Origin of the sequence: Marinobacter sp. (assembly GCF_041595835.1) — a bacterium.
Taxonomy (GTDB): domain Bacteria; phylum Pseudomonadota; class Gammaproteobacteria; order Pseudomonadales; family Oleiphilaceae; genus Marinobacter.
This window is the reverse complement of sequence record NZ_JBFHJO010000067.1, coordinates 1-9,419: the sequence shown is the minus strand read 5'-3', so window position 1 is coordinate 9,419 and position 9,419 is coordinate 1. Positions and strand designations below refer to the sequence as shown.

Here is a 9,419-nt window from a genome sequence, read left to right as displayed (position 1 = left end):
GTTTTGATCAGCTCGTGCTCAACCAGTGACGCAGTCATGTTACGGAACATGGCCTTGCGATGCGCACTGGTCCTGTTGAACTTACGACCACTCTTACGATGACGCATTGCTCTGATTCCTTACCTTAAACTAATCGGCGATTAACCGCCCAGAACCCGGTCATCACCACGAAGGCTTGCCGGCGGCCAGTTATCAAGACGCATGCCCAGAGACAGACCACGGGACGCAAGTACGTCCTTGATCTCGGTCAGCGACTTTTTGCCAAGGTTAGGCGTCTTCAGCAGCTCCACTTCCGTGCGCTGAATAAGATCGCCGATATAGTAAATGTTTTCTGCCTTCAAGCAGTTAGCCGAACGTACAGTCAATTCAAGATCATCAACCGGGCGCAGCAGAATCGGATCAATTTCTTCCTCTTCTTCTACACTTTCTGGCTCTTTCTCATGATCGAAATCGACGAACACAGCCAATTGCTGCTGGAGAATAGTCGCGGCCCGGCGAATTGCTTCTTCGGGATCGATCGTACCATTGGTCTCCAGATCAATAACCAGCTTGTCAAGATCTGTACGTTGTTCAACCCGTGCACTTTCCACCGCATAAGATACACGGCGAACCGGGCTGTACGTAGCATCAAGCTGCAAACGGCCAATGGCACGAGTTTCGTCCTCATCCAGACCACGCTGGTCAGCCGGCTCGTAACCGCGACCACGAGACACGCGCAAGCGCATGTTCAGTTCGCCATTCTCGCTCAGGTGGCAGATAACGTGTTCCGGGTTGGCGATTTCTACGTCGTGATCCAACTTGATATCACCGGCAGTAACAACGCCCGGACCTTTCTTGCTGAGTGTCAGCTCAGTGTCATCACGTCCATTCATTTTTACTGCAACGCCCTTAAGATTCAGAAGAATCTCAATGACGTCCTCCTGGACACCCTCGATGGCACTGTACTCGTGCAGGACACCGTCGATCTGTGCTTCGGTTACGGCGCAGCCTGGCATCGAAGACAGAAGAATACGGCGAAGCGCACTACCAAGGGTATGACCGAAACCGCGCTCAAGCGGTTCCAGCGTAACCTTGGCACGCAAAGCGCCGGATTCTTTCACGTCAATGGTACGAGGTGTCAATAACTCATGTACTGAACGCTGCATAGACGCCCCTATCTACTATCGTTGCAAACTGGACTTTACTTAGAGTAAAGCTCGACGATGAGGTTCTCGTTGATGTCGGCAGGCAGTTCAGTACGCTCAGGCACTGACTTGTAAACGCCGGACATCTTATTGGCGTCAACCTCTACCCAGCTCACCGGCGCACGGCTACTAGCCAGTTCCAGAGCACCTTTAACGCGCAACTGATTCTTGGCCTTTTCACGCAGACTCACAACATCACCCGGTTTAACCTGATAAGACGGAATATTAACCGGCTTATCATTTACCAGGATCGCCTTGTGAGAAACGAGCTGACGGGACTCCGCACGGGTAGAACCAAAGCCCATGCGATATACAACGTTATCAAGACGACCTTCAAGAAGTTGCAGCAGGTTTTCACCAGTTGCACCTTTCAGGCGGGCAGCCTCTTTGTAATAGTTACGGAATTGCTTTTCCAGAACGCCATAGATACGACGAACTTTCTGCTTCTCACGAAGCTGCATGCCGTATTCGGACAAACGACCGCGACGTGCGCCGTGCATACCCGGCGGAGTCTCGATGTTACATTTTGAATCGAGCGCGCGAACACCGCTCTTCAGAAAAAGATCTGTCCCTTCACGACGAGACAGCTTGCACTTCGGGCCTATATAACGAGCCATATTTCACTGTCTCCTGTGTTAGACGCGGCGCTTTTTGGGCGGACGACAACCGTTATGTGGAATCGGCGTCACATCAGTGATGTTAGTGATCTTGTAGCCACACGCGTTAAGCGCGCGAACTGCAGATTCACGTCCGGGCCCAGGACCCTTAACCTCTACATCCAGGTTTTTAAGGCCGTATTCAGCAGCCGCATTACCGGCTCTTTCAGCTGCTACCTGCGCAGCAAAAGGTGTGCTCTTACGTGAGCCGCGGAAACCAGAACCACCAGAAGTGGCCCAGGACAAAACATTGCCCTGACGGTCCGAAATGGTCACGATGGTGTTATTGAAGGACGCGTGAATGTGCGCGACGCCATCAACAACCGTCTTTTTCACCTTTTTACGGGTACGTGTACCTGGCTTTGCCATGATTGCCTACCTGTTACTTACGAATAGGTTTGCGAGGACCTTTACGGGTGCGGGCGTTGGTCTTGGTGCGCTGGCCGCGGACTGGAAGTCCGTGACGATGGCGCAGACCACGGAAGCAACCGAGATCCTTCAAACGCTTAATGTTCATCTGTACTTCACGACGCAAATCGCCTTCGACGGTAAACTTGCCCACTTCAGAACGAAGTGCTTCAAGCTGCTCGTCGCTAAGGTCTTTGACCTTGACGTCCGGCTTAACGCCGGTTGCATCGCAAAGCTTCTGGGCTGTTGTCTTGCCGACACCAAAGATGTAAGTCAGCGAGATAACAGCATGTTTGTGATCGGGTATATTGACACCGGCTATACGTGCCATCCAAATTACTCCGCGTTCAAAGCTTTGCTGTGTGAATTTTCCGCCACGAAAAGGGCGCGAAATAATAACGCCTGACCCGAACTAGAGTCAAGCGCCATATTCCGAACCCCTTCTACAATGCCAGTTCTGATCCCGAGGGATTAGCCCTGACGCTGTTTGTGGCGAGGCTCCGAGCAGATGACTCGAACTGAGCCATTGCGTCGAATTACTTTGCAGTTACGGCAAATTTTCTTTACCGAAGCGCGTACTTTCATTGTCGACTCCAGTTTTCAAGGGGAACAGCTATCAGCCATTCCGTCCATAGCCCTTGAGATTGGATTTCTTCATCAGAGATTCATACTGATGCGACATCAGGTGCGACTGTACCTGGGCCATGAAATCCATCACCACGACTACCACAATCAGCAGTGAGGTACCACCAAGATAGAAAGGTACGTTACCTGCAACCATCAGAAACTGAGGGAACAGGGACACCGCTGCAATATACATAGCCCCGAACAACGTCAGACGAGTAAGCACACCATCGATGTACTTGGCTGTCTGCTCTCCCGGACGAATCCCCGGGATAAACGCGCCGGAACGCTTGAGGTTATCCGCAACTTCTTTAGGGTTGTACATCAATGCTGTATAGAAGAAGCAGAAGAACACGACTGCTGCTGCGAACAGAATGATATACAAAGGTTGGCTCGGAGCCAATGCCTGTGAAACGTCACTCAACCATTCCATACCCTCGCCCTGACCAAACCACTGCCCTAAAGATGCGGGGAACAGCAGAATAGAAGAAGCAAAGATTGGCGGAATAACACCAGCCATATTAACCTTGAGCGGCAGATGGCTGGACTGCTGAGCAAACACCTGACGGCCCTGCTGACGTTTCGCGTAGTTAATGGTTAAACGGCGTTGACCGCGCTCCATGAACACAACAAAACCGACAACTGCAACCGCCAGAACACCAATACCGAGTACAACCAGCAGGCTCATCTCTCCGTTTCGCGCCTGTTCCAGGGTCTGACCTATAGCCCCCGGCAGCCCCGCTACGATACCGGCAAAAATCAGCAGAGATATGCCGTTACCGATACCGCGCTCCGTGATCTGCTCACCGAGCCACATCATGAAGACGGCACCACAAACAAAGGAAACAACCGCCACAAAATGGAAGCTGAAACTATCGTTAAAAGTAACGCCTTGAGAGGCTAGCCCCACCGAAATACCGAAGCCCTGAACCAGGGCCAGGATAACCGTACCGTACCGCGTGTACTGGCTGATCTTACGACGACCAGATTCGCCTTCTTTTTTCAGCTGCTCAAGCTGCGGGCTAACCGCAGTCATGAGCTGCATAATAATAGAGGCAGAAATATACGGCATGATACCGAGTGCGAAAATACTCATGCGCTCAAGCGCACCACCGGAGAACATGTTAAACAGACTCAGGATCGTTCCCTGATTCTGATCAAACAATGCCGCCAAACGGTCAGGGTTGATACCTGGCACCGGAATATGAGCACCGATGCGGTACACCAACAACGCCAGAAAGACAAACCAGAGCCGCGAACGCAGCTCTGCAAATCCTTTTCCGGCACCCGCAGGCAATGATGCTGTCTTGGCCATTTAGTCCTCGACTCGTCTTAGTCTTCGACTTTCCCACCCGCGGCAATAATTGCCTCGCGTGCGCCTTTGGTGACACGTAGCCCTTTAACGGTTACTGCGCGGTCCAGCTCACCAGACAGCATAACCTTGGCATCGCGAATTTCTTCACGAATAATGTCAGCCTTCTTAAGTGCAGCCAGATCGACCACATCACCTTCTACCTTCGCCAGTTCGTTCAGGCGAATTTCAGCCACATAGCGTTGCTGACGTGAGGTGAAACCGAATTTCGGCAGACGACGAGCCAAAGGCTGCTGACCACCCTCGAAACCAGGGGCAACAGAGCCACCAGAACGAGACTTCAGACCCTTGTGACCACGACCGCCGGTTTTACCGAGACCGCTACCGATACCACGACCAACGCGCTTTGCGGCTGGGCGTGAACCAGGTTCCGGAGCAAGTTCGTTCAGACGCATCTTAGTTCTCCTCAACCTGAACCAGGTAATTAACCCGGTTGATCATGCCACGAATAGAAGGAGTATCTTCTACTTCAACGGTATGACCGATTTTACGAAGACCCAAACCTTTAACACAAAGCTTGTGTTTTGGCTGACAGCCAATCGGGCTGCGGGTCAGAGTTACTTTGATCGTTTTTGCGTTCGCCATGACTTCAACCCAGAATATCTTCGACGGATTTACCGCGCTTGGCTGCAACATCTTCAGGCGCGTTCATTGCCTGCAGACCCTTGATGGTTGAACGTACAACGTTCACCGGGTTAGTAGAGCCGTAGCACTTGGACAGAACGTTTTGAACGCCCGCCACTTCAAGCACTGCGCGCATCGCACCACCAGCAATGACACCGGTACCTTCAGAAGCCGGTTTCATAAACACTTTAGAACCGCCGTGCTGGGCACGAACCGGATACTGAAGTGTATTGCCGTCAAGAGCGACATCTACCATGTTTTTACGAGCTGCTTCCATAGCCTTTTGGATAGCGACCGGAACTTCCCGAGCCTTACCACGACCGAAACCAACACGTCCTTTGCCATCTCCCACTACAGTCAATGCAGTGAAGGCAAAGATACGGCCGCCTTTAACAACCTTAGCGACTCGATTTACCTGAACCAGCCTTTCCTGGAGCTCAGGCGCCTTCTGTTCGTTAACGCTCATCTTCTCCACCTCTTAGAATTGCAAGCCAGCTTCACGAGCGGCGTCGGCTAAAGCCTGCACGCGACCGTGATAACGGTAACCTGAGCGGTCAAAAGCGACCTTCTCAATGCCTGCCGCCTTAGCACGTTCAGCAATCAGCTGACCGACTTTCTTGGCGGCGTCCACGTTACCGGTTGCACCCTGGCGCAGTTCCTTATCCAACGTGGAAGCAGTTGCCAGCACTTTGCTGCCATCTGCAGTAGTAACCTGGGCGTACATATGACGCGGAGTGCGATGAACGCACAGACGGTCAGTACCCAGCTCACGAATCTTCATGCGCACTTTACGTGCGCGACGCAGTCTTTCGTTATTCGCGCTCATAGTCCCGCCTTATTTCTTCTTGGCTTCTTTGCGTCTTACCTGCTCATCCGCATAACGAACACCTTTGCCTTTATAAGGCTCGGGCGGACGGAAAGCGCGAATATCTGCAGCGACCTGGCCAACCTGTTGCTTGTCGATACCGCGAATCACAACTTCCGTATTGGACGGAGTTTCAGCGGTAACACCCTCGGGCAGCTCATATTCCACCGGGTGAGAAAAACCCAGAGTCAGATTGAGCTTTTTACCTTGCGCCTGAGCACGGTAACCTACACCAGTCAGCAGAAGCTTACGCTCCCAGCCAGTGGCAACGCCGGAAACCATGTTGTTAACCAGCGCACGAGTAGTACCAGCAAGAGCGCGGGACTGTTTCGCACCATCACGTGCAGCAAAGCGAAGAGAACCCTCTTCCTGCTTTACTTCAACCGCTTGGTGAATGGTGAGTTGAAGAGCACCTTTGGAACCCTTAACGTTAATTTCCTGTCCGTTCAGCTTAACCTCAACACCGGAAGGCAGCACGACAGGATCATTGGCAATCCTGGACATGTGATTCTCCTAGAATACGGTGCAGATGACTTCGCCACCCACGCCAGCAGCTCGTGCGGCGCGGTCTGTCATAACGCCCTTGGACGTTGAGACAATCGCGACTCCCAGACCACCGGATACCTTCGGCAGCTCCCCAGCGCCCTTGTACTGGCGCAGACTCGGACGACTAACCCGCTTGATCTCTTCGATAACCGGCTTACCGCCAAAGTATTTAAGATTGATCGTAAGCTCGGGCTTCGCATCAGCTGAAACGGAGAAATCTCCAACATAACCTTCGTCCTTGAGGACCTGGGCTACGGAGATTTTCATCTTTGAAGATGGCATGACCACATCGGCCTTCTGCGCCATCTGAGCATTACGGATACGAGTAAACATATCCGCAAGCGTATCTTGCATACTCATTTTAATGAGTCTCCTGATCTTTTTAGTTGTGCAGCGGCGCGCCGCACCGCTTACCAACGGGCACCTGACCGAAGCCAGGATGCCTGCCTTACCAGCTTGCCTTGGTCAGACCCGGAACATCACCGCGCATGCCGTATTCACGGAGCTTAATCCGTGAAAGCTCGAACTTACGCAGGACGCCATGAGGACGACCAGTCACCTGGCAACGATTACGAAGACGTGAAGGACTGGCATCACGAGGCTGCTGTTGCAGCTTCATTTGCGCGTCCCAGCGTTCTTCATCGCTGGTATTTGGGTTTTTGATAATCGCCTTGAGCTCAGCGCGTTGAGCTGCGTACTTAGCCACAGTCTTTTCACGCTTGAGCTCACGGTTTTTCATTGAAACCTTCGCCATGTCACTCGTTCCTTATTTCTTGAACGGAAAGCCAAAGGCTTTCAACAGTTCGCGACCTTCATCGTCGGTAACGGCAGAAGTGGTGATGGTGATATCCAGCCCACGGATCTTGTCGACTTTGTCGTACTCGATCTCAGGGAAGATGATCTGCTCACGCACACCCATGCTGTAGTTACCGCGACCATCGAAAGATTTCGGGTTCAGACCACGGAAGTCACGAATGCGGGGAACCGCAATGTGAACCAGGCGATCAAAGAAATCCCACATACGCTCACCGCGCAGGGTCACTTTACAGCCAATCGGCCAACCTTCGCGGATTTTGAAGCCCGCTACAGATTTTTTAGCTTTGGTAACAACAACTTTTTGGCCTGCCAGGCGCTCAAGATCTGCCACAGCATTTTCAATCAGCTTCTTGTCGCCAACCGCTTCGCCAACACCCATGTTCAGGGTGATTTTTTCGATACGCGGAACCTGCATGATGTTCTTGTAGCCGAACTCTTTCTGCAGGGCGGGTACCACTTCCTTTGAATACTGCTCTTTCATGTTAAGCATCGTAACCACCACCGCTTACTGGTTATCGACAGGTTCTTTCGTGGACTTGAAGATCCGCACTTTGGTGCCGTCTTCCTTGATCTGGAAGCCTACACGATCGGCTTTGCCGGTCTGCGGATTAAAAATAGCCACGTTGGAAGCCTGGATAGGCGCTTCTTTTTCGACGATACCACCTGGGGTGCCGAGCATCGGGTTAGGTTTTGTGTGTTTCTTGATCATATTGATACCAGAAACAATCACGCGACCATCGTCCTGAACTTTCAGGACTTTACCACGTTTCTCTTTGTCTTTCCCCGTGGTGACGATTACTTCGTCATCTCGTTTAATCTTTTTCATAACCGGCCTCTGGTCCTTTAAAGTACTTCGGGTGCCAGTGAGATAATCTTCATGAACTTTTCGTTACGCAGCTCACGGGTAACCGGTCCGAAGATACGGGTACCAATGGGCGCGTCCTGATTGTTCAGAAGTACCGCCGCGTTACCATCAAAACGGATCAAAGAACCGTCTGGACGACGCACACCCTTACGGGTACGTACTACAACAGCCTTCAGGACCTGGCCTTTTTTCACCTTGCCGCGTGGGATGGCTTCCTTAACGGTTACCTTGATGATATCCCCAACGCTGGCATAACGCCGGTGAGATCCGCCCAGGACCTTGATACACATAACTTGACGTGCACCGCTGTTATCCGCGACTTCAAGCATTGTTTGAGTCTGAATCATGGTTGTTCTCCGGGCGAATTACACCTTGGAAGCGCGTTCGGTGACCTCAACCAGAGCCCAGCTCTTAGTCTTGGAGACCGGACGGGTTTCCTCGATGGTTACGGTGTCGCCGATGTTGCACTGATTGCTTTCATCGTGCGCATGGATCTTGGTTGAACGCTTCATGTACTTACCGTACAGAGGATGTTTCACCTGACGTTCAACCAGGACCACGATGGACTTATCCATCTTGTTGCTCACGACCTTGCCGCTCAGAGTTCTGGCAGTTTGGGTAGCTTCGGTCATGTCACTGTCCTGCCTTTTCATTCATTACCGTTTTAACGCGCGCAATGTCACGTTTCACGTTGCCGAGGAGGTGAGACTGATTCAGCTGACCCGTCGCTTTACGCATGCGCAGGTTGAACTGCTCCTTCAGGAGGTTGATCAGCTCACTGTTCAGCTCCTCGACGGACTTGTCACGCAGCTCTGTTGCTTTCATCACATCACCGTCCTCGTTACAAAGGTGGTCTGTACAGGCAGTTTGGCCGCTGCCAGAGTAAAGGCTTCGCGAGCGATTTCCTCGGAAACACCTTCCATTTCATAGAGCATGCGACCTGGCTGAATTTCAGCCACCCAATACTCGACAGAACCCTTACCTTTACCCATCCGTACTTCCAGAGGTTTACCGGTAATTGGCTTATCAGGGAAAACCCGAATCCAAATCTTACCGCCCCTTTTGATACGACGAGTCATGGTACGACGCGCTGCCTCGATCTGGCGCGCAGTTATACGTCCACGGGTTGTCGCTTTCAATCCGTATTCACCGAAGCTCACCTTATTAGCGCGCTGAGCAAGACCGGTGTTACGGCCTTTCATTACCTTGCGAAATTTGGTGCGTTTTGGTTGCAGCATAAGAGTGCCCCTTTACTTAGAACCTTTCTTCCCAGAGGCTTTCTTGTCAGCACGGACCTGTTCCATACCACCAAGAATCTCACCTTTGAAGATCCATACCTTAACGCCGATTACGCCGTAAGTGGTGTGCGCTTCATAGGTTGCGTAATCAATATCTGCACGCAGTGTGTGCAGAGGTACACGACCTTCGCGATACCACTCGGAACGTGCGATTTCAGCAC

19 protein-coding genes and 2 pseudogenes are annotated in these 9,419 nt (G+C 52.0%); all 21 read right to left on the bottom strand.

The features are described from left to right. Positions 1 to 107: pseudogene (rplQ, locus tag ABYA77_RS13995) on the bottom strand (50S ribosomal protein L17); the annotation flags it as partial. A gap of 33 nt (positions 108 to 140) precedes the next feature. Next, on the bottom strand, positions 141 to 1,145 hold the full coding sequence (locus ABYA77_RS13990; protein WP_372966582.1) for a DNA-directed RNA polymerase subunit alpha: 1,005 nt from the start codon (positions 1,143 to 1,145) through the stop codon (positions 141 to 143). Between the two features lie 35 nt (positions 1,146 to 1,180). Further along, entirely contained in the window at positions 1,181 to 1,801 is a 621-nt protein-coding gene (rpsD, locus tag ABYA77_RS13985) for a 30S ribosomal protein S4 (RefSeq protein ID WP_372966581.1), read from the bottom strand. Positions 1,802 to 1,819: 18 nt separating this feature from the next. Then, positions 1,820 to 2,209: a 30S ribosomal protein S11 gene (rpsK, locus tag ABYA77_RS13980; protein WP_007153992.1), complete on the bottom strand. Its 390-nt coding sequence runs from the start codon at positions 2,207 to 2,209 to the stop codon at positions 1,820 to 1,822. Between the two features lie 13 nt (positions 2,210 to 2,222). Continuing rightward, the gene (gene rpsM, locus ABYA77_RS13975; RefSeq protein WP_044387625.1) at positions 2,223 to 2,579 is read right to left on the bottom strand and encodes a 30S ribosomal protein S13; all 357 of its coding nucleotides are present in this window, start codon (positions 2,577 to 2,579) and stop codon (positions 2,223 to 2,225) included. 140 nt (positions 2,580 to 2,719) lie between these two features. Beyond that, positions 2,720 to 2,833, bottom strand: a complete 114-nt coding sequence (gene rpmJ, locus ABYA77_RS13970; RefSeq protein WP_008174902.1) for a 50S ribosomal protein L36 — start codon at positions 2,831 to 2,833, stop codon at positions 2,720 to 2,722. A 31-nt stretch (positions 2,834 to 2,864) separates the two neighbouring features. After that, a complete protein-coding gene (gene secY, locus ABYA77_RS13965; RefSeq protein WP_372966580.1) occupies positions 2,865 to 4,187 on the bottom strand; it encodes a preprotein translocase subunit SecY in 1,323 nt (440 codons plus the stop codon). A 17-nt stretch (positions 4,188 to 4,204) separates the two neighbouring features. After that, positions 4,205 to 4,639: a 50S ribosomal protein L15 gene (gene rplO, locus ABYA77_RS13960; protein ID WP_372966579.1), complete on the bottom strand. Its 435-nt coding sequence runs from the start codon at positions 4,637 to 4,639 to the stop codon at positions 4,205 to 4,207. Position 4,640: 1 nt separating this feature from the next. Further along, positions 4,641 to 4,829 carry a 50S ribosomal protein L30 gene (rpmD, locus tag ABYA77_RS13955; protein WP_007153997.1) on the bottom strand — a complete coding sequence of 63 codons (189 nt, stop codon included), beginning with the start codon at positions 4,827 to 4,829 and terminating at the stop codon, positions 4,641 to 4,643. A gap of 4 nt (positions 4,830 to 4,833) precedes the next feature. Next, a complete protein-coding gene (gene rpsE / locus ABYA77_RS13950; RefSeq protein WP_372966578.1) occupies positions 4,834 to 5,334 on the bottom strand; it encodes a 30S ribosomal protein S5 in 501 nt (166 codons plus the stop codon). Positions 5,335 to 5,346: 12 nt separating this feature from the next. After that, positions 5,347 to 5,694 carry a 50S ribosomal protein L18 gene (rplR, locus tag ABYA77_RS13945; RefSeq protein WP_011784258.1) on the bottom strand — a complete coding sequence of 116 codons (348 nt, stop codon included), beginning with the start codon at positions 5,692 to 5,694 and terminating at the stop codon, positions 5,347 to 5,349. A gap of 9 nt (positions 5,695 to 5,703) precedes the next feature. Next, positions 5,704 to 6,237 (bottom strand): 50S ribosomal protein L6, encoded by a 534-nt coding sequence (gene rplF / locus ABYA77_RS13940; RefSeq protein ID WP_372966577.1) that lies wholly within the window; start codon positions 6,235 to 6,237, stop codon positions 5,704 to 5,706. Positions 6,238 to 6,246: 9 nt separating this feature from the next. After that, positions 6,247 to 6,639, bottom strand: a complete 393-nt coding sequence (rpsH, locus tag ABYA77_RS13935; protein WP_372966576.1) for a 30S ribosomal protein S8 — start codon at positions 6,637 to 6,639, stop codon at positions 6,247 to 6,249. A gap of 88 nt (positions 6,640 to 6,727) precedes the next feature. After that, entirely contained in the window at positions 6,728 to 7,033 is a 306-nt protein-coding gene (rpsN, locus tag ABYA77_RS13930) for a 30S ribosomal protein S14 (RefSeq protein WP_372966575.1), read from the bottom strand. 12 nt (positions 7,034 to 7,045) lie between these two features. After that, positions 7,046 to 7,585, bottom strand: coding sequence for a 50S ribosomal protein L5 (rplE, locus tag ABYA77_RS13925; RefSeq protein ID WP_372966574.1), 540 nt, complete (start codon positions 7,583 to 7,585; stop codon positions 7,046 to 7,048). Positions 7,586 to 7,600: 15 nt separating this feature from the next. Then, positions 7,601 to 7,921: a 50S ribosomal protein L24 gene (rplX, locus tag ABYA77_RS13920; protein ID WP_348425417.1), complete on the bottom strand. Its 321-nt coding sequence runs from the start codon at positions 7,919 to 7,921 to the stop codon at positions 7,601 to 7,603. 17 nt (positions 7,922 to 7,938) lie between these two features. Continuing rightward, positions 7,939 to 8,307 carry a 50S ribosomal protein L14 gene (rplN, locus tag ABYA77_RS13915; RefSeq protein WP_007154005.1) on the bottom strand — a complete coding sequence of 123 codons (369 nt, stop codon included), beginning with the start codon at positions 8,305 to 8,307 and terminating at the stop codon, positions 7,939 to 7,941. Positions 8,308 to 8,325: 18 nt separating this feature from the next. Continuing rightward, the gene (gene rpsQ / locus ABYA77_RS13910) at positions 8,326 to 8,592 is read right to left on the bottom strand and encodes a 30S ribosomal protein S17 (RefSeq protein WP_114335794.1); all 267 of its coding nucleotides are present in this window, start codon (positions 8,590 to 8,592) and stop codon (positions 8,326 to 8,328) included. A 1-nt stretch (position 8,593) separates the two neighbouring features. After that, positions 8,594 to 8,785: a 50S ribosomal protein L29 gene (gene rpmC / locus ABYA77_RS13905; RefSeq protein WP_303291874.1), complete on the bottom strand. Its 192-nt coding sequence runs from the start codon at positions 8,783 to 8,785 to the stop codon at positions 8,594 to 8,596. Beyond that, the gene (gene rplP, locus ABYA77_RS13900; protein ID WP_303291867.1) at positions 8,785 to 9,198 is read right to left on the bottom strand and encodes a 50S ribosomal protein L16; all 414 of its coding nucleotides are present in this window, start codon (positions 9,196 to 9,198) and stop codon (positions 8,785 to 8,787) included. Before rplP ends, rpmC begins: the two co-directional genes overlap by 1 nt. Positions 9,199 to 9,210: 12 nt before the next feature. Beyond that, positions 9,211 to 9,419, bottom strand: a pseudogene (locus tag ABYA77_RS13895) (30S ribosomal protein S3); the annotation flags it as partial.

Coding starts and splice junctions, on each gene's coding strand:
- ABYA77_RS13990 (WP_372966582.1), bottom strand. CDS start 1,145: ATGCAGCGTTCAGTACATGAGTTATTGACACCTCGTACCATTGACGTG.
- rpsD (WP_372966581.1), bottom strand. CDS start 1,801: ATGGCTCGTTATATAGGCCCGAAGTGCAAGCTGTCTCGTCGTGAAGGG.
- rpsK (WP_007153992.1), bottom strand. CDS start 2,209: ATGGCAAAGCCAGGTACACGTACCCGTAAAAAGGTGAAAAAGACGGTT.
- rpsM (WP_044387625.1), bottom strand. CDS start 2,579: ATGGCACGTATAGCCGGTGTCAATATACCCGATCACAAACATGCTGTT.
- rpmJ (WP_008174902.1), bottom strand. CDS start 2,833: ATGAAAGTACGCGCTTCGGTAAAGAAAATTTGCCGTAACTGCAAAGTA.
- secY (WP_372966580.1), bottom strand. CDS start 4,187: ATGGCCAAGACAGCATCATTGCCTGCGGGTGCCGGAAAAGGATTTGCA.
- rplO (WP_372966579.1), bottom strand. CDS start 4,639: ATGCGTCTGAACGAACTTGCTCCGGAACCTGGTTCACGCCCAGCCGCA.
- rpmD (WP_007153997.1), bottom strand. CDS start 4,829: ATGGCGAACGCAAAAACGATCAAAGTAACTCTGACCCGCAGCCCGATT.
- rpsE (WP_372966578.1), bottom strand. CDS start 5,334: ATGAGCGTTAACGAACAGAAGGCGCCTGAGCTCCAGGAAAGGCTGGTT.
- rplR (WP_011784258.1), bottom strand. CDS start 5,694: ATGAGCGCGAATAACGAAAGACTGCGTCGCGCACGTAAAGTGCGCATG.
- rplF (WP_372966577.1), bottom strand. CDS start 6,237: ATGTCCAGGATTGCCAATGATCCTGTCGTGCTGCCTTCCGGTGTTGAG.
- rpsH (WP_372966576.1), bottom strand. CDS start 6,639: ATGAGTATGCAAGATACGCTTGCGGATATGTTTACTCGTATCCGTAAT.
- rpsN (WP_372966575.1), bottom strand. CDS start 7,033: ATGGCGAAGGTTTCAATGAAAAACCGTGAGCTCAAGCGTGAAAAGACT.
- rplE (WP_372966574.1), bottom strand. CDS start 7,585: ATGCTTAACATGAAAGAGCAGTATTCAAAGGAAGTGGTACCCGCCCTG.
- rplX (WP_348425417.1), bottom strand. CDS start 7,921: ATGAAAAAGATTAAACGAGATGACGAAGTAATCGTCACCACGGGGAAA.
- rplN (WP_007154005.1), bottom strand. CDS start 8,307: ATGATTCAGACTCAAACAATGCTTGAAGTCGCGGATAACAGCGGTGCA.
- rpsQ (WP_114335794.1), bottom strand. CDS start 8,592: ATGACCGAAGCTACCCAAACTGCCAGAACTCTGAGCGGCAAGGTCGTG.
- rpmC (WP_303291874.1), bottom strand. CDS start 8,785: ATGAAAGCAACAGAGCTGCGTGACAAGTCCGTCGAGGAGCTGAACAGT.
- rplP (WP_303291867.1), bottom strand. CDS start 9,198: ATGCTGCAACCAAAACGCACCAAATTTCGCAAGGTAATGAAAGGCCGT.